The organism is Butyrivibrio sp. FCS006 (assembly GCF_000424525.1).
Taxonomy (GTDB): Bacteria; Bacillota; Clostridia; order Lachnospirales; family Lachnospiraceae; genus Butyrivibrio.
On the sequence record NZ_KE384204.1, the window covers coordinates 696,360 to 721,224 of the forward strand.

Below are 24,865 nucleotides of genomic sequence, written 5' to 3' on the forward strand. Positions count from 1 at the left end.
TGATTGTATGTTAAGTTTGGATTATAATTTTTGAGACTTTAACACATCACAGTAATGGAGGCAACATATGGCACAGCTTTGGGGTGGAAGATTTACAGGCAGCATCAATGAACTGGCGTGGACTTTCAACGCATCAATTACCTTCGATCAGAGATTCTTGGAGGTGGACGTAAGAGGAAGCAAGGCTCATGCCACTATGCTTGCCAAGCAGGGAATAATATCGGAAGAGGAGAAAGATGCCATTATTTGCGGACTTGATGCAATCCTTTCCGATGTCAGAGATGGTAAACTTGAGATAACAGATAAGTATGAGGATATCCATAGCTTTTTGGAGGCTAACCTGATCGACAGGATTGGCGATGCCGGCAAGAAGGTACACACAGGAAGAAGCCGTAATGATCAGGTGGCTCTTGATATGAGGCTTTACTGCAGAGGTGAGGTCGAGAATACAGCCAATCTTCTGGAAGAGCTACTTAAGTGCCTCAGCAGTATCATGAAGGATAACCTCGAGACTTATATGCCGGGATTTACTCATCTTCAGAAGGCACAGCCCGTAACACTTGCGCACCATCTCGGTGCATATTTTGAGATGTTTAAAAGAGACCTTCTTCGCATGAAGGATATCTATAAGAGAATGAACTACTGTCCGCTTGGAGCCGGAGCTCTTGCAGGAACAACATATCCTTTGGACAGGGATTATGTTGCAGAGCTTCTTGATTTTGAGGGACCTACCCTTAACAGTATGGATTCCGTATCGGACAGGGATTACCTGATAGAGTATATGTCAGCTCTTTCAACAATAATGATGCACTTATCAAGGCTTTCCGAGGAAATCATCATCTGGAACTCCAACGAGTACAGATTTGTGGAGATAGATGATGCCTACTCGACAGGAAGCAGCATCATGCCACAGAAAAAGAACCCTGATATCGCAGAGCTTGTAAGAGGTAAGACCGGAAGAGTATACGGCGATCTTATGAGCCTTCTTACCACAATGAAGGGAATACCACTTGCTTATAACAAGGATATGCAGGAGGACAAAGAGGCAGCTTTTGATGCCATGGATACAGTAAGAAACTGCCTTACACTCTTTACCGATATGCTTGCAACTCTGAAGTTCAACAAGGACAACATGGAAAAGAGTGCAACAAAGGGCTTTACCAATGCAACAGATGCGGCAGACTATCTTGTAAACAAGGGAATGCCATTCAGAGATGCACATTCGGTCATCGGAAGACTGGTTCTTGCCTGCATCGACAAGGGATGTGCAATTGATGATCTGTCTCTTTCAGAGCTTAAGGAGTTCTCAGAGCTCTTTGATGAGGATATATTTGATGCAATTTCTCTTAAGACCTGTGTCGAAAAGAGACTTACAGTCGGAGCACCAAGCCCTGATGTTATGAAAAAAGTAATTGAAGCGAACGATGAATTTCTGTCATCTTTTAGCTTTAAATAAAAAGAAAAAAGGAATATGAGAGGAGTAACTATTATGAGCGACAAGTTAAAAGTAGCGGTTCTTGGCGGAACCGGAATGGTTGGACAGAGGTTTATCTCAATTATTGAGAATCACCCTTGGTTTGAGGTTACTACAATTGCAGCAAGCCCTCGCAGCGCCGGCAAGACCTATGAAGAGTCAGTTGGTTCAAGATGGAAAATGGAAACACCCATGCCTGATTCTGTAAAGAACATCGTTATCAAGGATGTCACAGATGTTAAGGCTGTTTCTGAGGACGTTGATTTTGTTCTTTCAGCTGTAAACATGTCTAAGGACGAGATCAAGGCTATCGAGGAAGAGTACGCTAAGACTGAGACACCTGTAGTATCAAACAACTCAGCTCACAGATGGACTCCTGACGTACCTATGATCATTCCTGAGATCAACCCTGAGCACATGGATGTTATCGAGTTCCAGAAAAAGAGACTTGGAACATCAAAGGGCTTTATCGCAGTTAAGCCCAACTGCTCAATCCAGAGCTACACACCCGCTCTTACAGCATGGAAGGAGTTTGAGCCCTATGAGGTAGTTGCTACAACCTATCAGGCTATTTCAGGTGCAGGCAAGAACTTTGAGGAGTGGCCCGAGATGGTAGGAAACGTAATTCCTTTCATTTCAGGTGAGGAAGAGAAGTCAGAGAAAGAGCCTCTTCGTATCTGGGGTAAGGTAGAGAACGGCGTTATTGTACCTGCAGATGATGTAAAGATCACATGCCAGTGCATCAGAATCCCTGTCCTTTACGGTCACACAGCTGCAGCTTTCGTTAAATTCAAAAAGAATCCTACCAAGGAGCAGCTCATCGAGAAGCTTGAGAGCTTTAAGGGACTTCCTCAGGAGCTTGGTCTTCCAAGTGCTCCCAAGCAGTTTATCCAGTATATGCAGGAAGACAACAGACCTCAGATCACTCTTGACGTTAACTATGAGAACGGTATGGGAGTAAGCATCGGAAGAATTCGTGAGGATTCTATCTACGATTGGAAGTTTGTAGGTCTTTCACACAACACACTGCGTGGAGCAGCAGGCGGTGCAGTAGAGTGTGCAGAGCTTCTTATGGCCAGCGGATATATCAACAAAAAATAATTCATGTAAAGTGAACGTTATGGAAGAGATAAGAAAAATCGATCTGGCGTTTTTAAACAGATACTACGACAGTGGGCGCTCCAACATTCTTGTGGTTTACGGCCACAGGAATGTGGAGCAGAACTCGCTGCTCTTTAAATTCATCGAGAACAGAAGAAGTGTCTTTTACACGGCAAGGAGTGTCTCGAGCAGGGAGCAGATAAAGCTCTGGGAAAAAGAGCTGATGGAAACAAAGAGCAGCCTTTCAGAGAATCCCACCTACACAGAGATATTTGATCTTGCTATAGGAAGCGCGGGGAGAAACCCCGTGATCTTCGTCATTAAGAATTTCGAGTACATAATCAAATCATCGGATAGCTTTATGAAGGAGCTGGTAGGCTTTGTTGAGAAGAACGGCAAGTACAGACAGATCCTTGTTCTTCTTGTAAGCAGCGATGTGTCATGGGTTGAGAACAACATGGTACAGAGCCTTGGCTCTTTGTCCACATCCCTTGCGGGATTCAGGAAGATAAAGCCCCTTCCGTTTTCGGAGATGAGAAGCTACTTCAAGAACATGCCCTACAGGGATGCGGTGCTTACATACTCTGTTTTGGGCGGACAGACACTCCTTTGGAGATACTTTGATGATTCCCTTTCTTTTAAGGAGAATGTGTGCAAGAACATTCTTGATCCGGGATCATTTCTTTACGGGGAGGCACTTCGCCTAACCGAATACAGCTTAAGAGAGACATCCGTCTATCATACCCTGCTTTCGGAGATGGCAAAGGGCGCCAATAAGCTCAATGACATTTATCATGCAACAGGCTTTTCAAGAGCCAAGATTTCAGTTTATCTAAAGACCCTTATCCATCATGATTTTGCTTATAAGGCATACTCGTTCGGAAATGCCGGAAGAGAAAATGTTATGAAGGGTGTCTATAAGATTTTGGACCCTCTGCTGGACTTTTACTTCAGGTTTATATTCCCGAATGAGAGCAGTTTATTACAGATGCCTGCTGACAAATTTTATGATATATTTATATCTGCAGGAATTCAAAATTATGCCGGTGAGCACTTTAAGAGCGTCTGCCGTGAGTACATTCTAAGGCTCGAGGAGAGAGGTCTTTTCCCCTTTGAGATCGGTGATGAGGGCGAGTGGATAGGCAAGGAAGGAACCATTGACATAATAGCTCAGAGTGATATGGGAGATACTGCCTTAGGGCTTTGTTCGTGGCAGAAACAGATAACCCATGCAGATCTTGATCAGCTTGAATACTGCGCAAAAAAAGCAAGACTTGAGGGAGATGTTATCTATCTCTTTTCCACAGCAGGCTTTGATGACTGGATCGTTGATGCGTCTCTAAAGCCCGGCAGTAAGCTTAGGCTGATAGGGATAGATGAGCTGACGAATGGCTAATAAATCTGTATATATTGCTGAGAAAAACAGCGTGGCACAGGCTTTTGCCGGTGCACTTAAAAAGAATTTTTCCAGGAGAGACGGTTACCTGGAGTCCGATGATGCTATTGTTACATGGTGCGTCGGACATCTGGTAACCATGAGCTATCCTGAGGTCTATGATGAGAAATTTGCAAAGTGGTCTTTTGACACACTTCCGTTTATTCCGGAAAACTATAGATACGAAGTTATAAGGAATGTCTCAAAACAGTTCAACATAGTAAAAGGCTTACTCAATAGAGATGATGTGGATACGATTTATATATGCACCGACTCGGGAAGAGAGGGTGAATATATCTATCGTCTTGTTGACATGCAGGCAAATGTCAAGGGCAAGGTAAGAAAGCGCGTATGGATCGATTCCCAGACAGAAGAGGAGATTCTAAGAGGAATCAGAGAAGCTAAGGATGACAGCGAGTATGACAACCTGGGTGCTTCTGCTTTTCTGCGCGCCAAGGAAGATTACCTTATGGGTATCAACTTCTCAAGAGCTCTGACACTGCGCTACGCGTATTCCATCAAGAACTATTTAGGGCTTGATAAGTGCGTGATCAGCGTCGGCAGAGTTATGACCTGCGTTCTTGGTATCGTCGTAGACAGGGAGAGAGAGATCAGAAACTTCGTTAAGACTCCCTTCTACAGAGTGCTCGCAGGAGCGATGATAAATGGCAAGAAGTGCGATGCCGAGTGGAGAGTGACGCAGGATTCTCACTTTGACGGATCACCTGAACTGTACAGCGAAAAGGGCTTTAAGGCAAAAGAAGGTGCAGAGAAGTTGATCAGGGAAGTTGGCACGAGGGATAGAAGTGCCACAGTTGAAAAATGCGAGACCAAAAAGGAAGTCAAGAATCCTCCGCTTTTATATAACCTTGCGGAGCTTCAGAACGACTGCTCAAGACTATTTAAGATAAATCCCGATGAGACTCTGGCCATTGCACAGGAGCTCTACGAGAAAAAGCTTACGACCTACCCAAGAACCGATGCCAGAGTTATGTCCTCTGCCATTGCTAAGGTTATCGATCAGAACATAAAGGGCCTTACGGCCTATGAGCCATGCTCGGTATTTGCAAGAGCCATACTTCAGCATGAGTCCTATAAGGGTATCGCCAAGACGAGATATGTAAATGACAAGGCAATCACCGACCACTACGCTATTATTCCAACCGGACAGGGATTTTCGGCAATTTCGTCATTAAGTCCCACATCTGCCCTTGTTTATGAGATAATAGTAAGGAGATTTCTTGCAGTTTTTTATCCACCTGCAACTTATCAGAAAGTAGGACTGGAATTATCTCTGCCAAACCTTGATAATGAAGGCAAGAGAGAACACTTTTTTGCCAATTTCAAGATCCTTACCGGGAAGGGCTATCTTCACGTAATGGACTACTCCTTCTCCAAGAAGAAGGACAATAAGGAGAGCGAGGAAGATGCTCCTAAGGATGGCGAAGAGACAGAACAGACAGTAACGGATGAAGAACTTTTTGAATACCTAAAGAAGATTAAAAAGGGCGATGAGCTCCCCATAGAATCCTTTGAGATCAAGGAGGGAGAGACTTCTCCGCCCAAGAGATACAGCTCCGGAACTATTATCCTCACCATGGAAAATGCCGGACAGTTCATAGAAGATGAAGAGCTTCGTGCTCAGATAAAGGGTTCGGGAATCGGAACCAGTGCGACAAGAGCCGCTATCCTTACCAAGCTCTTTAATATAGGTTATCTAAACCTCAATAAAAAGACTCAGATCATAACTCCTACGCAGATGGGAGAGATGGTCTATGAGACTGTGCTCTGCTCAATGAAGCCCATGCTCAATCCGGCTCTTACTGCCAGCTGGGAGAAGGGACTTACGGGGGTTGCAGACGGCTCCATCTCTGAGCAGGAGTACCTTAATAAGCTCAACGATTTTGTAACAAAGCGCACCAATATGGTCAAACAAAACGACTACAGAAATGCCTTAAGATCCAGGTTCGATTATGTGGCACCGTTTTATAAGACCACGAAGGAAAAGAAGAATGGAAGAACACAAAAGAAGTAAAAAGAGAAGACCGGCAATCCTTTTTCTACTTGCAATATGTATGATACTTACTTCCATTAGGCCTTCTGCCATAGCTTATGCTGCTGATGAGCAAAAGAAGGTTAAGGTCGGCTATTTCGAGAATGAGATATTCCAGGAAGGAGCCGGAGAAGGCCGGGTCAGAAAAGGATACGCCTACGAGTACTACCAGAAGATCGCTGAATATACAGGATGGGAGTATGAGTATGTCTACGGAAGCTTTTCAGATCTTTACAGAAAGCTTTTGGCAGGGGATATAGACCTTTTGGCAGGCCTTGCTTACACACCGGAGAGAGAGGGCGTTATAGGTTATCCCAGAAACTCCATGGGAAGAGAAACCTACAACCTTGTTAAGCATGCTTTTGATGATTCCATAAATAATCTTCCTGCAACTCTGTCGGGCAAGAAGATCGGCGTTCAGGAAAGTGCCATTGTTGCGACTCTTAATGAGTTTTTGGAATCTCACAACATACTGGCTGATGTTGTGACCTTTAAATCAGCGGATGAGATGGTTGCAGCCTTTGACAACGAAGAGCTTGATGTTTATGTTGCTGAGAGTAACGGAACCTATAACAGAGAGAATGCAGAGCTTTTGTATGCCTTTGGAGCTACCGATTACTATCTGTGTGTAAATATAAACAGACAGGACCTGCTTAATGAACTCAATGAGGCTCAGGAACAGATCATGATCGAAGAGCCTAACTACATAAACGGTCTTAATATCAAGTATTATCCATCCAGCATCACCAGCAGGAGCTTTTCGGGTGCTGAAAAGAGGTGGCTTTCTGAGCATGACACCTTGAGAGTGGGTTATCTGAACAACTATATTCCATATTCTGATACCGATAAAGAGGGAAATGTCACAGGTCTGGTAAAAGACCTTATACCTGAGATGCTCAGGGAACTTGGAATAAGCACACTTTCTGTTGAGTATATCGGTTATGACAGCTATGATGATATGATCACCGCTATCGGAGAGCATCAGATTGAAACAGCATTCCCTGTTGGCGGAGGATTCTATTTTTCTGAGGAAAACAACATCTACCAGACTAATCCGGTTATAGCTTCAACCACAGCCATCGTTTATTCGGGAGAATACACAGAGTCCAAGCTCTCTACTTTTGCACTTAACAAGAACAACAGCATGCAGTATTACTTTGTTAAGAGCAATTTCCCCAATGCGCAGGTTACATTCTATGACTCCATAGAAGAAGCCTTGGATGCGGTTATTGAGGGCAAGGCCGGATGCACAACCTTAAACGGTATGCGCGTCAACAATATCCTTAAGAACCGCAAGTACAGAGAACTCTCGGTTAAGCAGCAGAGCAAAGTGGATGAGAGATGCTTTGGCGTTCATCTGGGACATGAGGGACTTTTAAAGCTTTTAAACAGGGGACTCAATGTAGTAGGAAACGACCAGATCCAGGATATGGCACTTAGATATTCCGGAGACCTCTACAAGTATGGCCTGAAGGACTCAATACTTGATAACATGTGGTTTGCGGTCCTGATCGTTTTTGTGATCTCTTCAATAATTGTTGCTTCCCTCATAAAAGAGGTAATCTCCAACAAGAGGAGAGCATCAGAGAGAGAAGCAGATGCAAAAGAGCTTCAGAAAAAGAATATCCAGCTTGGTATAGCTGTAAGAGAGGCAGAAGAAGCCAACAAGGCCAAGGATGTTTTCCTCTCATCCATGTCACATGATATAAGAACTCCGATGAACTCCATCCTTAGCATGAATGAGATGATCCTAAGGGAGAGTAAGGATGAGAATATTCTTGAGTATTCAGGACACATCTTATCCTCAGGTAAGACGCTTCTTGGAATTATCAACGATATTCTTGATTTCACCAAGATAGAAGCCGGCAAAATGGAAATCGTACCCATCGAGTACGAGATTTCTTCCGTGCTCAATGACCTTGTAAACATTGCAAAGGCCATGACGGAGGAAAAAGGTCTTTTGCTGGAGCTTAATATAGACAGTGGCCTTCCGAATTACCTAAGGGGTGATGAGATTAGGATCAAACAGGCTGTCACAAACCTTATTACCAATGCGGTTAAGTACACTAAAGAGGGAAGTGTGACCATAGGCCTTGGCTTTGCAAGGATGCCCGGCGATGACAAGAGTGTTCTTTTAAACTTCAGCGTAAAAGACACCGGAATAGGCATTAAGGAAGAGGAGATCAATAAGATCTTCGAAGCTTTTGAGAGACTTGATAAAAAGAAGAATCAGGGAGTAGAGGGAACAGGTCTTGGAATCACCATAACTCAGAAGCTCCTTAACCTCATGGGGTCAACTCTTGAAGTTGAAAGTGTGTACGGAGAGGGCTCGTCATTTAGCTTTACTCTTAAGCAGGAAGTACTTAAATGGGATGCTGTCGGTGATTTCGAAGCAGCCTTCAGAAAGTCAATCGTAGAGCGAAGCAAATATAAGGAGAAGTTTACGGCTCCTGATGCAAACGTTCTTGTGGTTGACGATACTCCGGTTAACCTTACAGTATTTAAGAACCTCTTAAAGCACACCAAGCTTCGTATTGATGAAGCAATCAGTGCCGATGAGTGCATTGAGAGAGCATCAAGAAAGAAGTATGACCTTATCTTCCTTGATCACATGATGCCTCATAAGGACGGCATCGAAGCCCTTAAGGAATTAAAGGCCATGAAGGACAATCCCAATATTGAGACACCGATCGTATGCCTTACAGCCAATGCAATTGCCGGAATGAGAGAGGTTTATATCTCTGCGGGATTTGATGATTATCTGGCTAAGCCTATAAATCCGTTAGCTTTGGAGAATATGATCATCAAGTACCTTCCAAATGACAAGATCTGTCCTGTATCCAAAGAAGGAAATGTTCCTCAGAAGACGGATGAGATACCAATGGCGCTCTATGAGCTTGAGGGACTTAACGTATTTATAGGAATAAAGCACTGCGGAGATAAGTCCTCATATCTTGAGACCCTTCGCACCTACAAAGACTCAGCACCTCAGACCATTGCTGATATTGAATCCTACTGGGAAAAGAGAGATATCCTGAATCTGACTACCATGGTTCACGGTATAAAGAGTTCTTCAAGGATCATCGGTGCTTCCGAGCTCGCCGACCTTGCTGAGAAGCTTGAAAAGGCAGGAAGAGTCGGTGATGAGGAGACTTTGTTTGACGGTCTGAGTGACCTGATGCTTCTCTACAGAGATCTTACCAATAGGATAGTTGTTCCCGATGAGAAGCCTGTAAGCGAAGACGGAAGAAGAGTTCTGGATAGAAATGAACTTAAAAGTATCTATGTGAGCCTTAGGTCTCACCTTGATAACGGCCATTACAAAGAAGTGGAGAGCATCGGAGAGCTTTTGAAAAACTCCGCTGTTCCCGAAGATGAGAGAGATAGGGTAGAGAATATTATTGAGGTTATTTCAGCCTACGACTACGACGATGTGTACAAATTCATCTGAGAGTAAAATAAATGTTAAATTTCTATCATATCTGTTGAAAAGTACCGCGAATTATGCAAAAATATGTATTGGCACGGCTTAAAAGTGTACAAAACGTGAGTGAGTAATGCAAATTACTTTACAATACGAAAGGAGATTTTCACATGATTTACTCAACAGAGGTAAAAAACATGTGCCCTGTAACACAAGGGGTACACCATGGCGCAGCTCCCATTCCGGAAGAGGCAAAGTGGGTTAAGTCAAAAGAAATAAAGGACATTTCAGGCTATACACATGGTATTGGCTGGTGTGCTCCACAGCAGGGTTGCTGCAAGCTTTCCTTAAATGTTAAGGATGGAATCATTCAGGAGGCTCTTGTTGAGACTATCGGATGTTCCGGAATGACACATTCAGCAGCTATGGCTTCTGAGATCCTTCCAGGACTTACAGTTCTCGAGGCTCTTAACACAGACCTTGTTTGTGATGCTATCAACACAGCTATGAGAGAGCTCTTCCTTCAGATCGTTTACGGAAGAACACAGTCTGCATTCTCTGAGGACGGACTTCAGATCGGTGCAGGTCTTGAGGATCTTGGTAAGGGTAACCGTTCAATGGTTGGTACAACTTACGGAACACTTGAGAAGGGACCTCGTTACCTCGAGCTTACAGACGGATATATCACAGATATCGCTCTTGATGAGAACGATGAGATTATCGGATACAAGTATGTTAACTTTGGTAAGATGATGGACTTCATCAAGGCCGGTGATGATGCTAACACAGCTCTTGAGAAGGCTAAGGGACAGTATGGTCGTGTAAACGATGCAGTTAGATGCATCGATCCCAGACATGAATAATAGGTAAGGAGGAATAATAATAATGGCTTTATTTGAATCATATGAAAGAAGAGAGCCCCAGATCCTGGCTTGCCTTAAGGAGTATGGGATTTCTTCCATCGAAGAATGTAAAGAGATTACAATGGCAGCTGGCATTGACGTGTACAGCCTCATCGAGGGCATTCAACCTATCTGCTTTGAGAACGCAAAGTGGGCTTACACAGTAGGTGCAGCTATCGCAATCAAGAAGAACTGCCGCAAGGCTGCTGATGCAGCTGCAGCAATCGGTATCGGACTTCAGGCTTTCTGCATTCCCGGATCAGTTGCTGACCGCCGTAAGGTAGGTCTTGGACATGGTAACCTTGGTAAGATGCTTCTTGAAGAGGATACAGAGTGTTTCGCATTCCTTGCCGGTCACGAGTCATTCGCAGCAGCTGAGGGTGCTATCGGTATCGCAGAGAAGGCTAACAAGGTTCGTCAGAAACCTCTTAGAGTTATCCTTAACGGTCTTGGAAAAGACGCTGCTCAGATCATTTCACGTATCAACGGCTTCACATATGTAGAGACAGAGTATGACTACTACACAGGTGAGGTTAAGGAAGTATTCAGAAAGTGCTACTCAAAGGATGCAAATTCACCTCGTGCAAAGGTTAACTGCTACGGCGCTAACGATGTACAGGAAGGTGTTGCTATCATGTGGAAGGAGAACGTTGATGTATCTATCACAGGTAACTCAACCAATCCTACAAGATTCCAGCATCCTGTTGCAGGTACTTACAAGAAGGAGCGTACTGAGGCTGGTAAGAAGTACTTCTCAGTTGCTTCAGGCGGTGGTACAGGACGTACACTTCACCCTGATAACATGGCTGCAGGCCCAGCTTCTTATGGTATGACAGATACTATGGGACGTATGCACTCAGATGCTCAGTTCGCAGGTTCTTCATCAGTTCCTGCTCACGTTGAGATGATGGGTCTTATCGGCGCAGGTAACAACCCTATGGTTGGTATGACTGTTTCAACAGCTGTTTCTATCGAAGAGGCTGCTAAGGCTGGTAAGTTTTAATTTCGAGAGCCGAACTTAATAAAAAAATTAACGCCCCGGATTATTTCCGGGGCGTGTTTTTTATCTTCTCTTATCAGGATATTTTTCGTAGAACTTATCCTTGTCTTTATACATTTCCTCATCTGCATATCTCATGGCGAGTCTTAGCTGTCCGTCTGATTCGTCGTGATAGTAGCCTATTGCAAAGTAGAGCCATTCGGGATCAGATGCCCGCTCCCGCAGGATCCTGATCTTTTCTTCAAACTGTGGCTTGCTGTCAAAGGAGATGATAGTAAACTCATCACCACCTGCTCTGTAGATCTTATCGTCAGGGAATATCTCTTTTAACACATCAGCTGCATATACAAGGAGCTTATCACCCTGATCATGTCCGCCGTTATCATTAATGCTCTTAAGACCGTTGAGGTCACAGAAGGCAACATTGAAGGGCTGAGGGAAGATCTCAAGTTTGATCGCCAGCTCATCTACATTGACGTTCATGCAGTTACGGTTAAATACGCCGGTTAGCATATCAACGTTACTGAGATACTCAAGTCTCTCGAGGAAGGTGTGGTTTGCAACTTCCGCAGTCAGGAAGAAGGATACAAGCTCAATGGTCTGTTTGATCCTCTCCATATTCGATACATCAAAGTTTGTGATATAGAGATAACCTGTGATCACACCGTTGTGGGTGAGAGGGAAGAGGCAAAGGCTCTTAACATCGTTCTCTCTAAGGGTCTTAACCCATGGCCCGGCAAGCTTTTCGTAGTGAGCCATATCGGCTTCATCTTTGATGATTATGCTGTCGGTCTCTCTGCAGAGCTTTTCCCAGCTATCAACTATTTCATACGGGAAATGTGTGAAGATGTCTTTTATGCAGATCTCGTCATTTCTGACAGATTCACTTATAACATCAAATTTCTGCTGATCACTAAGGACTGTGAGAATTGCTGCAGCATAGGAATCAGTATATTCACGAAGATCTTTAATAACAGTATTTATGCTGTCTGAGAAGTCATTTTCGTTACGAAGCTCAAGACAGGACTTGATGACGAAGCTGGAAATGTCAGGAGAAACAGAAGCAAACTTGCCTGTATCCATCTCTCTGTTCAAGGTGTACATGAACTGACAGTACTTAACGTCAGGCTCCTCCTCGTCTTCACAGCCGGGAGCAACAACAGGGAAGAGGATATCTTCGGTCCAGTAGCCGTACATCTTGGTGGTATCAACATAGGTGTTGATATGCTTACCATTCCAGGCTGCGTCAAATACTATGGCCTCAAACTTGGGCTCTTTCGGAATATGAGAGGTGTAGAGCTGACCCTCGATATGCTTATCAAATTCCTCATAGCTGACAGATGACCCACCTTCCATTTTTGAAAAGAGGTCGTAGGAACTCTTTTTAAAGATCTCATTGATGGCAAAAAACCTTATTTCACCGCAGGTTCCGTCAGGATTCTTTCTTACAGACATGACGGTTGCCGGCATTGTGAATGTGTTTAAGCTGCTTTTGAAGATATTGTACATCTGACTTGACATTTTGGCCTCCATACAAACGGCATGACGTTAATAATTGTACTATTATATATTATCATAAAATGCGCGGAAAGATTAGATAACAGGACAATATTTTTGTAAAAAGACTATTAACAATAAGCTACTTCCGCCAAAGGGCAAAGTGAAGTATAATCTACTAAAAGGAGGAGAGTGTATGGATGTCTCATTACCGATTATCTGGTTGATCATCACAGTTGTAATGTCAGTAATCGAACTTATGACCATGGGACTTGTTACCATCTGGTTTGCAGCAGGGGCAGTGATAGCTCTTTTGCTGGCTCTTATCGGAGCACCTCTTTGGCTTCAGGTGGCAGCTTTTCTTGTGGTATCAGTGGTAGTCCTGGTTCTTGTAAGACCTATTGCAGCAGCACATTTTAACAACAGGCTCAAGAAGACCAATATAGATGCTATCATCGGCAGAAAACTCATTGCCAAGACCGACATTGACAATCTTCATGGCACAGGTAAAGTAGATATGGACGGCTCAACCTGGATGGCAGCTTCAAGCGTCGATAATATCACAATAAAGGCAGGAGAAGAGGTCAGGGTTGTAGAAGTCAGAGGAGCAAAACTTATTGTTGAAAGGGAGGGCTTATAATGACAGCCGCAATAATTGCAATTTTCGTTGTACTCGTAATCATTTTGTTAGCTACCAATATCAAGATCGTACCACAGGCTCATTCCTACGTCGTTGAGGAGCTTGGTGCATACAAGGAGACCTGGGACGTTGGTCTTCACTTCAAGATTCCTTTTATCGACAGAGTAGCAAGACAGGTGGATTTAAAGGAACAGTACTGTGACTTCCCACCTCAGCCCGTTATCACACAGGATAACGTTACAATGCAGATTGACTCAATCGTATTCTTCAGAATTTCAGATCCAAAGGCTTATGCATACGGCGTAAGAAATCCTATCGGAGCTATTGAGAACCTTACAGCTACAACACTTCGTAACGTAATTGGTTCACTTACACTTGATGAAACTCTTACTTCAAGAGATCAGATCAATGCCCAGATGCAGGATGCACTGGATATCGCAACCGATCCCTGGGGAATCAAGATCACAAGAGTAGAGCTCAAGAACATCAATCCTCCTGAGCAGATCAGAGATGCCATGGAGAAGCAGATGAAGGCTGAGCGTGAAAAGAGAGAAAAGATCCTCTTTGCAGAAGGTGAGAAGCAGTCACAGATCACTGTTGCAGAAGGTGAGAAGCAGAGTAAGATCCTTCAGGCTGAGGCTGACAAGCAGGCTACAATCCTTAGAGCTGAGGCTGAGAGAGAGAAGAGAATCCGTGAGGCTGAAGGCCAGGCTGAGGCTATCAAGAGCATTCAGAAGGCTAACGCTGAAGGTATCACAATGCTGAAAGAGGCAGGAGCTGATGAGTCAGTTCTTACACTTAAGAGCCTTGAGGCCTTTGAGAAGGCTTCAAACGGACAGGCAACCAAGATCATTGTTCCGTCAAATATCCAGGGCATCGCAGGTCTTGCAGAATCATTAAAAGAGATAGTTAAGTAATGGCAAATGATTTCGCGGTATTTAGTGACATACACGGCAATCATACAGCTTTTCAGGCATGTATAGATTATGCCATGGGCAAAGGAATAACCAATTTTGTTCTTTTGGGTGACTTTGTTACTGACTGCCCGTACCCCCAGAAGACCATGGAACTGATATATGTGCTGAAGCAGTACTTTAACACATATATTATCCGTGGAAATCGGGAGGAATATCTTTTAAACTACAAAAATTCCGGGGCCGGAAACTGGAGAAAAGGCTCTGCCAGTGGTTCCCTTCTTTACACATATGAGAATCTCACGGGCAAGGACTTTGATTTCTTTGAGTCTCTCCCCAATTATGGGATGTATCAGGTGAAGGGAATGCCGGGATTTGAATTCTGCCACGGCTCGCCTACCAATACCAGTGAGCTTTTGTTCAGGGAAAAGAGAAATACCAAGAAGGTACTTTCTCACCTGAAGTCGGGAGTTCTTCTGCACGGGCACAACCATATTCAGGGAACCTATATGTACAGAGGCAAGAAGGCCGTCAATCCCGGATCAATAGGTATACCGTGGTATTACGGAGGCAAGACACAGTTTTGCATTCTCCACGGTAACGGTAAGGCCTGGGAAGAGGAGTATATTCAGCTGGACTACAACAGGAAAGAGATCCTCAGGGAGTTTAAGGAATCGGGACTTAGGGAGATAGCCCCCGCCTGGGCAGCTGTTACCATGCACACCATCAGGACCGGAGTGGACCTTAACCAGACGGTGCTGTTAAGAGCCATGAGGCTCTGTGAGCAGGAGAGAGGAACAGTAAAATGGCCCAATATTCCTGAGAAATACTGGGCTATAGCTCTTAAAGAAAACAATATCGATCTTAAGGGTAAGGAAATACCCAAAAAAGAAGAGGAGACTTAAAGGTCTCCTCTTTATGTTTACATTAAATTGTTGTGTCTACATTGGTTCCGGCTGCTGCTTCGGAAGCAGTTGCCTGTGTCTTGCTCTCTTCATTTTTAAGCTTTGCAAGGAGCTCTGACTTAGTGTAGGTTCCTGAGTTCTTGATATTGCTGAAATGGCTGTCCAAAAAGTTTGACTTGGAAGTCGAAGTCTTTTTTGTACTTGCTGTAGTTGTACTTGATGAAGAGTCAGCAGCTGTGGTGGTGGAACCTGTCTCCTGATAGGCCTTCAGCGCAGATTTGTTTCCGACTTTCTTGACATATGACTTCATAAGAGAGCCATAAGCGCCGCTCTTTATCTGATTATAATCGCCATAAAGGCTGCTCATGCTGCTGTTGAGATCAAACTTGCCGTTTAAACTTGAAAAGAAGTTTGTGCTCACTTTTATCACCTCCTTGAGTAAGTGTCTGCCAATCCGGCAAACGCCGCGCCATCCATGGCGGGGCAAAGCATACAATTACTTATGATTATTATGCAGTAGGTCCTTTGTAAATGCAATTTACCTGTTATTAAAAAATTATAAATTTATTGTAATATCGATTTATTCGATAAATACTTTTATTGGTGGTATAGTTAATAGGCTATTAAAGATTTAGGTGGATTTTAAATGACTGAAGGTTCTATTACAAAGAAGCTGATAAGCTTTGCAATACCGCTGTTCTTTGGGCAACTTTTGCAGCAGCTCTACAATGTTGTTGACTCGGTTGTTGTAGGACAGTTCGTTGGAAAAGAGGCTCTTGCTGCTGTTAGTACGACAGGAAGCCTTATATTTCTTATGGTCGGATTTATCAACGGCCTCTTTATGGGAAGCAGCGTAATAATAGGAAAGAGCTATGGTGCAAGGGACTATGACAAGGTCTCTGTGGCTGTACATACAGGCATTAAATTTGCAGTTCTGATGGGAATCACACTTACGGTTGTGGGCTTTTTCTTTACCCCGGTGATCCTTGGATGGATGGGTACTCCTTTAGATGTTTTGCCCAGCTCAACGCTGTATTTTAAGATATATTTCCTCGGCGGACTCGGAAATGTTATGTACAATGCCTGCTGCGGCGTTTTCCAGGCAGTGGGTGATTCGAAAAGACCTCTGTATTATCTTATGGTCAGCACGATCGTCAATACGGTCCTTGATATTTTATTTGTTAGATTTTTTAGCTTTGGAATCGGCGGAGCAGCAGCTGCAACGGTTATTGCTCAGTTTATCAGTGCAGGCCTTGCCTTCTCTAAGCTGACGCGCGTGGATGGGCCTCACAGAATAACCATATCAAAGCTTGTGATAGATCCGCAGATTATCAAAAAGGAACTGGCTCTGGGCTTCCCCACAGGAATTCAGAACAGTGTTATCGCTATAGGTAATGTTGTCGTACAGTCTAACATCAATGCTTTCGGAGCAGATGCAATGGCAGGTTGCGGCAGTTACTTTAAGCTCGAAGGATTTGTCTTTTTACCGATTGTATGTATGACTATGGCATTGACCACGTTTGTAAGTCAGAATCTCGGAGCGGGATTGTATGAGAGAGTCACAAAAGGTTCCAAGATAGGTGCCTTTATCAGCGCAGGCGCTGCAGAGATCATCGGTGTAATAACATTTGTTCTTGCACCTGTGCTTCTAAGAATGTTCTCACAGGATCCGGAGGTACTTGCTATCGGAGCTGCGCAGGCAAGGACCGAGAGTCTTTTCTATTTCCTTCTGGCAACAAGCCATGCCCTGGCGGGAGTTTACAGAGGAGCAGGCAAGACTACCGTTCCCATGATCGTAATGCTCTCAAGCTGGTGTCTTTTGAGAATAACATATATCACGATCACAGTAAGGCTCATACCTGTAATCAATGTTATCTTCTGGGCTTATCCCCTTACCTGGTGCACCAGTACGATCATATTCATCATCTACTATTTCAGGGCAAACTGGATGAGACAAGAAAAATCATAAATATACTTGAATGACATGATAAAAGGTGCTAATATATGTTCTTGGAGGTTAGCACTCAATGAACCAGAGTGCTAACAAATAAAAAGTAAATTCATAAGATTACATAAAGGAGGCGTTTTGTAATGAAGTTAGTACCACTTGCAGACAGAGTTGTATTAAAGCAGCTTGAGGCAGAAGAGACTACAAAGTCAGGAATCGTTCTTCCCGGCGCTGAGAAAGAGAAACCACAGCAGGCTGAGGTTATAGCAGTAGGACCCGGCGGAGTTGTTGATGGCAAGGAAGTTAAGATGGAAGTTAAGAAGGGTGACAATGTCATCTATTCAAAGTACTCAGGAACAGAAGTTAAGCTTGATGATGTAACATACATCATTGTTAAGCAGAATGATATTCTTGCGATCATTAAATAATTTCTACGAAGTAAGAAAAAGAAAAAATCGGAGGCAATAAAAATGGCAAAGACAATTAAGTACGGCGCTGACGCCCGCACAGCTATGGTAGAAGGCGTTAATAAGCTTGCTGATACAGTCAGAGTAACACTTGGACCAAAAGGAAGAAACGTAGTTCTTGATAAGTCATACGGTGCACCTACAATTACAAACGATGGTGTTACTATTGCAAAAGAGATCGAGCTTGAGGATTCTTACGAGAACATGGGAGCTCAGCTTGTAAAGGAAGTTGCTACAAAGACAAACGATGTAGCAGGTGATGGTACAACAACAGCTACAGTTCTTGCACAGGCTATGATCAACGAGGGTGTTAAGAACCTGGCCGCAGGAGCTAACCCAATCGTTCTCAGAAAAGGTATGAAGAAGGCTACTGACGCAGCAGTAGAGGCTATCGGCAAGATGGCAACCAAGGTTAAGGGCAAAGAGCAGATCATGAGAGTTGCTGCTGTTTCATCAGGAGATGATGAAGTAGGACAGATGATCGCTGATGCTATGGAGAAGGTTTCAAACGACGGTGTTATCACAATCGAAGAGTCCAAGACCATGCAGACAGAGCTTGACCTTGTAGAAGGAATGCAGTTCGACAGAGGATACATTTCAGCATACATGGCAACAGATATGGATAAGATGGAAGCTACATTAGAGGATCCATTCATCCTTATCACAGACAAGAAAATCTCAAACATCCAGGATATCCTTCCTCTTCTTGAGCAGATTGTTAAGACAGGAAGCAAGCTCCTTATCATCGCTGAGGATGTTGATGGTGAGGCTCTTACAACACTTATCGTTAACAAGCTCCGTGGTACATTCAATGTAGTAGCTGTTAAGGCTCCCGGATACGGCGACAGAAGAAAGGCTATGCTTGAGGATATCGCTATTCTTACAGGCGGTAAGGTTATTTCTTCAGATCTTGGTCTTGAGCTCAAGGATACAACAATGGATGATCTTGGAAGAGCTAAGAGCATCAAGGTTGAGAAGGAGAAGACAACAATCGTTGATGGTCTTGGAGCTAAGAAAGAGATCCAGGCAAGAGTAGCTCAGATCAAGAAGCAGATTGAGGATACAACATCAGACTTCGATAGAGAGAAGCTCCAGGAGAGACTTGCTAAGCTCGCAGGCGGTGTTGCAGTTATCAGAGTAGGTGCTGCTACTGAGACAGAGATGAAAGAAGCTAAGTACAGAATGGAAGACGCTCTCAACGCTACAAGAGCAGCTGTTGAAGAGGGTATCATCTTCGGTGGTGGATCAGCATACATCCACGCTTCCAAGGAAGTTGAAAAGCTTGCTGACAAGCTCGAGGGAGATGAGAAGACAGGAGCTAAGGTTGTTCTTAAGGCTCTTGAGGCACCTCTTTTCCACATCGCAGCTAATGCCGGTCTCGACGGATCAGTTATCGTTAACAAGGTAAAAGAGTCTAAGGCCGGAATCGGATTTAACGCATACTCAGAGCAGTACGTAGACATGGTTAAGGACGGAATCATCGATCCTGCTAAGGTTACACGTTCAGCTCTTCAGAACGCTACATCAGTAGCTTCAAGCTTCCTTACAACTGAGGCAGCTGTAGCTACAATCAAGGAGCCGGTTCCTCCTATGCCAGCAGGCGGCGCAGGAATGGGTATGGGGATGTAAGCGATAACGAGCCAAGCATCCTACAAGAATATGAATAAGAACCACGCAGTGGTTTCAAAAAGAAAGACACATGGTCTCAAGCTCGCTTGGAAGACCATGTGTCTTTCTTTTTGAAAGAATCGCTTAGGCGATTTTTATTCATGTTCGCAGGAGGATATTTGGCGACAACGTACGACAACGAAATTGCAACGCAATTTTGTTGTATGATCTGATTCAACAACGTAGTGGGATCATACTAAGTCAACACAGTAGAGGGCTCATCCCCCAAAATGTAAAAAAAATGCTTCAAAAATTTGCTACTTCTTTTTCGTCTAATTTGCTTTTCTTTGCTGTATAATATTAAAGGGTAAAAACAGCTCATAATGAGCTGATCTGGCGGGGTATAAGCATGATAAACAAAGCAATTGAGGACTACACTAAGGAAGACCTGTTAAGCATCCTTGACGAGACAGTCGATGCGATCGTAATTGTCGATTCAAAGCTTAACACCTACAGAAGCATCACAAGAAAAGGGGTATTTGCTGAGCTTCTTGGTGAAACAGGCATCTACGAGGATCTGATCCAGAAGATCTGGTTCCATCTGGAAAATTCCAATGAAGAAATAAACGATGATTACAAGGCGTTCATCTCATATTACCGGGAGTTTAAGGGTAAATACAGCAGAAGAACCAAGGTATTTGTAGATGGAGACGATACCCCTCACCATGTTCAGATGAATGTTTATCCGATAGATGGTACAGGGCAGTATATATTTGCCATGGATGAGCTCAATGATGGGGAAAACGTTGAGGAACACGCTACATCAAGTAAAGTAAATACTATTCAGAGTACCTATCTGTTCTCAATGTATGTGGATCTTATAAGGGATACCACCAGCAGTATCTGTGTTACCGAGATATCTGATGATACTGTTAATGCCACCATCAAGTACTCCCAGTGGAGACTTATGACCGTAAATATGATATGGCCTGAGGATCAGAAGCAGTTTATGACTATTACAGATCCCGAATATCTTAAGGCCAATCTGAGTACCGGTCGAACAACCTCATTTGACTGCAAGATGAAGAATCTTGAAGGTGTGTTCATCTGGGTTAAGCTTGTTTTCATTAAAGCCGAGACATCTGATGATGAGTTCAGATTTGTCTTCATGGTTCAGGACATCAACGAGAATGTAAAAGAGCTGATGACCACTATGAAGAAATATGAGAGCCTTGCTCTTAAGGATCCTTTGACAGGACTCTTTAACAGGGGCGGTATCGAAACAGAAATCAGCAATGCCATTGATCTGTTTAAAAAGGGTGGATCCGATGTGGCGCTTCTTATGCTGGACCTTGACTTCTTCAAGCAGGTAAATGATACATATGGTCATTCTGCAGGTGATATGGCACTTAAGAGTTTTGCGGCAGTTTTGATGAATTCTGTAGAGGGAAAGAGTGCTTCTGTAGGACGCTGGGGTGGAGAGGAATTTGTTATCCTGATCCGCAACATGTCAGGAAATGAAGCATATAAATTTGCCGAGGACCTTCGAAAGAGCGTAGAAGAATCTCATTTTGGCGAAGTAGGAAAGCTTACCTGTTCAATAGGACTTAGCCGTGTTAAGCCTGAGGACACCTTTGATGATGTTTTTAAGCGAATTGACAAAGCTATGTATTCATCCAAGGATTCCGGAAGAAATAAAGTAACTGAAGAATAATACAAAAAGGAATAATTGTTTAAAACGCTTTAATTTAAAACAATTATATAGTATGATTAAGTGCGGTCAAATTAGATATAACAAGGGGTAGCATGAGAGAAATCTCATGCCACTCCTTTTCGCGTGTTTACAAGAGCGAATGGTTGGAGGAAGCGTAGTTGGATTTAGAACAGCAGAGAAGAGCCCCTATATATGAAGCACTGGAGCGTTTCAGAAAGCAGAGAGTAGTTCCTTTTGACGTGCCGGGGCATAAGAGGGGCAGAGGAAATGCCGAGCTGGTGAGGTTTTTGGGAGAGAGATGCGTAGGCATTGACGTCAATTCCATGAAACCGCTTGATAATCTATGTCACCCGGTTTCGGTTATAAAAGAAGCAGAAGAGCTCATGGCTGATGCCTTTGGTGCAGCCCATGCTTTTATGATGGTAAACGGAACAACAAGTGCCGTGCAGGCAATGGTTCTTTCCCATGTGAAGATGGGAGAGAAGATCATCATGCCCAGAAACGTTCATAAGAGTGCGATCAACGCCCTTATTTTGTGCGGAGCAGTTCCTGTATATATTGATCCTAAGGTTGATGTGAACCTGGGGATTCCTCTGGGAATGGAGATAGCTGACGTTGAGAGGGCCGTCAAGGAAAACCCCGATGCGAAAGCTATCCTTATCAACAATCCTTCCTACTACGGAATCTGTTCGGACCTTAAGGCAATCGTTGATCTTGCTCACAGACATGGCATGAAAGCCCTGGTGGATGAGGCACATGGCACTCACCTTTACTTCGGACCGGGACTTCCTCTAAACGGTATGGCTGCAGGAGCAGATATGGCTGCCATCAGTATGCACAAGTCAGGAGGGAGCCTTACACAGAGTTCCATCCTTTTATGCGGACCTGATGCAAATGTTGGCTACATCAGCAGGATTGTTAACCTTACTCAGACTACATCTGCCAGCTATCTTCTTCTGGGAAGTCTTGATATTTCAAGAAGAAACCTTGCCCTTAACGGACATGACAGCTTCGAGAAGGTTACCAAGATGGCGCAGTATGCAAGAGAAGAGATCAATGATATAGGCGGCTATTATGCATACGGCAACGAGCTGAAAAATGGCGGAAGCATCTTTGATTTCGACGAGACGAAGCTCGTTGTAAACACCAGGAAAATAGGCCTTACAGGAATCGAGGTCTATGACCTCTTAAGAGATGAGTACGATATCCAGATGGAATTCGGAGACCTTTCCAATGTTATGGCCTACATCTCGATCGGAGACAGAATCCAGGATATCGAGAGACTTGCAGGAGCTTTGGCAGATATCAGAAGACTATACAGTAAGCCTGAGCAGCAGTTCTTCTCAGCAGAATATGTCACACCTATCGTTAAGGCTACTCCGCAGGAAGCTTTCTATGCAGAAAAAGAGTCACTGCCAATAGATCAGTGCGTTGGCAGAATAAGCGCAGAATCGGTTATGTGCTATCCGCCGGGAATCCCGATTTTATCGCCCGGAGAGATGATAACCGAGGAAATCCTTGAATATATAAAGACTGCCATGGAGAAGGGATGCTCCATGCAGGGACCGGAGAGTGAGGATATCTCCGAGCTTTTTGTACTAAAGTAATAAGGGAGAATGACTATGGCAGAGATGGATTATTGGTTTAGCGATATGCATACCGCTAATGTTAAAATTAGTATAAGGCTTGCCAAGCAGCTCTTTTCCGGGACCAGTGAGTTCCAGAGAATAGACGTGTTTGACTCGCCGGAGTTTGGCAAGTTCCTGACATCAGATGGAAACATCATTTTCTCAGAGAAGGACGAGTTCACATACGATGAGATGATAGTGCACGTCCCCATGGCAGTTCATCCCAAGGTCCAGAGAGTTCTGGTTCTTGGTGGCGGCGACGGAGGAGTTGCCAGAGAGTTGACTCACTACGATGAGATTAAGGTCATCGATGTGGTTGAGCCTGATTCAATGTTTGTGGATGTCTGCAAGCAGTACTTCCCGGACAATGCAGTAGGCCTTGAGGATGACAGAGTCCATATCTTTTATCAGGACGGACTTAAGTACTTAAGGAAATGCGAGGATATGTACGACCTGATCATCAATGATGCCACAGAACCTTTGGGGCATGAGGCAGGTCTTTTTACAAAAGAGTTCTACGGAAGCTGCTACAAGGCGCTTCATGACGACGGAATCATGGTCTACCAGCACGGAAGCCCATTCTACGATGAGGATGAGGAGAGCTGCAGAGCCATGCACAGGAAGGCCTACAGAGTATTCCCGGTAAACAGGGTTTATCAGGCGCATATTCCTACGTGCCCGGCCGGTTACTGGCTCTTTGGCTTTGCCAGCAAGAAGTACCATCCCCTCAAGGACTTCAACCCCGACAGGTGGGATGAGAGAGGAATCAAGACCTGGTATTACACAACGCATTTGCATAAGGGAGCGTTCATGCTGCCTAAGTATGTAGAAGATTTATTACAGGAAGAGGAGGATATGTCTAGATGAGTAGACTTTTAGTTATCGGATGTGGAGGAGTAGCACAGGTTGCTATCCAGAAATGCGCACAGAACAGCAAGGTTTTCACAGAGATGTGCCTTGCAAGCCGCACAGTAAGCAAGTGCGACGCACTTAAAGAAAAACTGGAGAAGAACGGAACTCCTGTTAAGATCACAACAGCAACTGTTAATGCTGATGATGTAAATGACCTTGTTAAGCTTATTAAGGAGTATCAGCCTGATGCGGTACTTAACGTAGCACTTCCTTATCAGGATCTTACAATCATGGATGCCTGCCTTGAGTGCAAGGTTGATTACATCGATACAGCAAACTACGAGCCTGAGGACACTGACGAGCCCGTATGGCGCGCAGCATATGAGAAGAGATGCAAGGAGAAGGGCTTTACAGCTTACTTTGATTACAGCTATCAGTGGGCATATATGGACAAGTTCAAGGAGGCAGGGATCACAGGCCTTCTCGGAACAGGATTTGATCCGGGCGTAACCAGCGTTTTTGTTTCTTATGCCAAGAAGCATTATTTCGATGAGATCCATACCGTTGATATCCTTGACTGCAACGGCGGAGATCACGGCTATGCTTTTGCTACAAACTTTAATCCTGAGATCAACCTTCGTGAAGTGAGCGCCAACGGCAGCTACTGGGAGGATGGACACTGGGTTGAGACAAAGCCCATGGAGATAAAGAGAGAGTACAACTTCCCTGAGGTTGGCCAGAAGGATATGTATCTTCTTCACCACGAGGAGATCGAGGCTCTCGGAAGGAATTTCCCTGAGATCAAGAGGATCCGTTTCTTCATGACCTTTGGACAGAGCTATCTCGATCACATGAGATGCCTTGAGGATGTTGGCATGCTCTCAACAACTCCTATTAAGTTTGAGGGAAAAGACATTGTTCCTATCCAGTTCTTAAAGGCTCTTTTACCTGATCCTGCAAGCTTAGGGCCCAGAACAGTCGGTAAGACAAACATCGGATGCATCATCCGCGGAATAAAGGATGGCAAGGAAAAGGTTATTTACATCTACAACGTATGCGATCACCAGGAGTGCTACAAAGAGCTTGGAAGCCAGGCCATCAGTTACACAACCGGTGTTCCTGCCATGATCGGTACAGCTCTTGTACTTTCCGGCCAGTGGAAGAAGCCCGGTGTATATACAACCGATGAGTTTGATCCCGATCCATACATGGATATGCTGAATGAATTCGGACTTCCATGGGTGGTTGAAGAGAACCCTGTAGAGGTAGAATAAGCGAGAGCATGACTTCATTGTGAGGTGCA

The 24,865-nt window shown here is 44.2% G+C and carries 19 protein-coding genes; 17 read left to right on the forward strand and 2 right to left on the reverse strand.

What is annotated here, in order from left to right:
• Positions 1 to 67 precede the first annotated feature (67 nt).
• The 7 genes from argH to G633_RS0114415 all read left to right on the forward strand — a co-directional run bounded on the left by argH (position 68) and on the right by G633_RS0114415 (position 11,392).
• On the forward strand, positions 68 to 1,456 hold the full coding sequence (gene argH / locus G633_RS0114385) for an argininosuccinate lyase (protein ID WP_026520342.1): 1,389 nt from the start codon (positions 68 to 70) through the stop codon (positions 1,454 to 1,456).
• A 33-nt stretch (positions 1,457 to 1,489) separates the two neighbouring features.
• The gene (gene asd / locus G633_RS0114390) at positions 1,490 to 2,575 is read left to right on the forward strand and encodes an aspartate-semialdehyde dehydrogenase (RefSeq protein WP_026520343.1); all 1,086 of its coding nucleotides are present in this window, start codon (positions 1,490 to 1,492) and stop codon (positions 2,573 to 2,575) included.
• 19 nt (positions 2,576 to 2,594) lie between these two features.
• Entirely contained in the window at positions 2,595 to 3,971 is a 1,377-nt protein-coding gene (locus G633_RS0114395) for an ATP-binding protein (RefSeq protein ID WP_022769063.1), read from the forward strand.
• Positions 3,964 to 6,045, forward strand: coding sequence for a DNA topoisomerase (locus G633_RS0114400; protein WP_026520344.1), 2,082 nt, complete (start codon positions 3,964 to 3,966; stop codon positions 6,043 to 6,045). Before G633_RS0114395 ends, G633_RS0114400 begins: the two co-directional genes overlap by 8 nt.
• Positions 6,023 to 9,514 (forward strand): ATP-binding protein, encoded by a 3,492-nt coding sequence (locus G633_RS19500; RefSeq protein WP_051200246.1) that lies wholly within the window; start codon positions 6,023 to 6,025, stop codon positions 9,512 to 9,514. The genes G633_RS0114400 and G633_RS19500 overlap by 23 nt, the downstream gene beginning before the upstream one ends.
• Positions 9,515 to 9,657: 143 nt before the next feature.
• Complete coding sequence (locus G633_RS0114410; protein ID WP_022765395.1) at positions 9,658 to 10,350, forward strand: iron-sulfur cluster assembly scaffold protein; 693 nt, start codon at positions 9,658 to 9,660, stop codon at positions 10,348 to 10,350.
• A gap of 22 nt (positions 10,351 to 10,372) precedes the next feature.
• The gene (locus tag G633_RS0114415) at positions 10,373 to 11,392 is read left to right on the forward strand and encodes a GGGtGRT protein (protein ID WP_022765394.1); all 1,020 of its coding nucleotides are present in this window, start codon (positions 10,373 to 10,375) and stop codon (positions 11,390 to 11,392) included.
• Between the two features lie 60 nt (positions 11,393 to 11,452).
• Here G633_RS0114415 and G633_RS0114420 read toward each other — a convergent pair whose 3' ends face one another.
• On the reverse strand, positions 11,453 to 12,910 hold the full coding sequence (locus tag G633_RS0114420) for a GGDEF domain-containing protein (RefSeq protein WP_026520345.1): 1,458 nt from the start codon (positions 12,908 to 12,910) through the stop codon (positions 11,453 to 11,455).
• 172 nt (positions 12,911 to 13,082) lie between these two features.
• Here G633_RS0114420 and G633_RS0114425 point away from each other — a divergent pair, with 172 nt between their 5' ends.
• Genes G633_RS0114425 through G633_RS18640 form a run of 3 tightly spaced genes read left to right on the forward strand, consistent with a single transcriptional unit; the run spans position 13,083 to position 15,345 of the window.
• Entirely contained in the window at positions 13,083 to 13,526 is a 444-nt protein-coding gene (locus G633_RS0114425) for an NfeD family protein (RefSeq protein WP_022769068.1), read from the forward strand.
• A complete protein-coding gene (locus G633_RS0114430) occupies positions 13,526 to 14,443 on the forward strand; it encodes an SPFH domain-containing protein (protein ID WP_022769069.1) in 918 nt (305 codons plus the stop codon). The genes G633_RS0114425 and G633_RS0114430 overlap by 1 nt, the downstream gene beginning before the upstream one ends.
• Positions 14,443 to 15,345: a metallophosphoesterase family protein gene (locus G633_RS18640; RefSeq protein ID WP_022769071.1), complete on the forward strand. Its 903-nt coding sequence runs from the start codon at positions 14,443 to 14,445 to the stop codon at positions 15,343 to 15,345. The genes G633_RS0114430 and G633_RS18640 overlap by 1 nt, the downstream gene beginning before the upstream one ends.
• 22 nt (positions 15,346 to 15,367) lie before the next feature.
• Here G633_RS18640 and G633_RS0114440 read toward each other — a convergent pair whose 3' ends face one another.
• Entirely contained in the window at positions 15,368 to 15,766 is a 399-nt protein-coding gene (locus tag G633_RS0114440) for a hypothetical protein (RefSeq protein WP_022769072.1), read from the reverse strand.
• A gap of 225 nt (positions 15,767 to 15,991) precedes the next feature.
• Here G633_RS0114440 and G633_RS0114445 point away from each other — a divergent pair, with 225 nt between their 5' ends.
• From G633_RS0114445 to G633_RS0114475, 7 genes are all read left to right on the forward strand, one after another.
• Positions 15,992 to 17,314, forward strand: a complete 1,323-nt coding sequence (locus tag G633_RS0114445; protein WP_026520346.1) for an MATE family efflux transporter — start codon at positions 15,992 to 15,994, stop codon at positions 17,312 to 17,314.
• A gap of 122 nt (positions 17,315 to 17,436) precedes the next feature.
• The gene (locus G633_RS0114450; RefSeq protein WP_022766927.1) at positions 17,437 to 17,721 is read left to right on the forward strand and encodes a co-chaperone GroES; all 285 of its coding nucleotides are present in this window, start codon (positions 17,437 to 17,439) and stop codon (positions 17,719 to 17,721) included.
• 42 nt (positions 17,722 to 17,763) lie between these two features.
• Positions 17,764 to 19,389: a chaperonin GroEL gene (gene groL, locus G633_RS0114455; protein ID WP_026520347.1), complete on the forward strand. Its 1,626-nt coding sequence runs from the start codon at positions 17,764 to 17,766 to the stop codon at positions 19,387 to 19,389.
• A gap of 388 nt (positions 19,390 to 19,777) precedes the next feature.
• Positions 19,778 to 21,082, forward strand: a complete 1,305-nt coding sequence (locus tag G633_RS0114460) for a GGDEF domain-containing protein (protein WP_022770909.1) — start codon at positions 19,778 to 19,780, stop codon at positions 21,080 to 21,082.
• Between the two features lie 158 nt (positions 21,083 to 21,240).
• Positions 21,241 to 22,689 (forward strand): aminotransferase class I/II-fold pyridoxal phosphate-dependent enzyme, encoded by a 1,449-nt coding sequence (locus G633_RS0114465; RefSeq protein ID WP_022770910.1) that lies wholly within the window; start codon positions 21,241 to 21,243, stop codon positions 22,687 to 22,689.
• 24 nt (positions 22,690 to 22,713) lie between these two features.
• A complete protein-coding gene (gene speE / locus G633_RS0114470; RefSeq protein WP_026520348.1) occupies positions 22,714 to 23,577 on the forward strand; it encodes a polyamine aminopropyltransferase in 864 nt (287 codons plus the stop codon).
• Positions 23,574 to 24,836, forward strand: a complete 1,263-nt coding sequence (locus tag G633_RS0114475) for a saccharopine dehydrogenase family protein (protein WP_026520349.1) — start codon at positions 23,574 to 23,576, stop codon at positions 24,834 to 24,836. Before speE ends, G633_RS0114475 begins: the two co-directional genes overlap by 4 nt.
• The last annotated feature ends 29 nt before the right edge of the window (positions 24,837 to 24,865 follow it).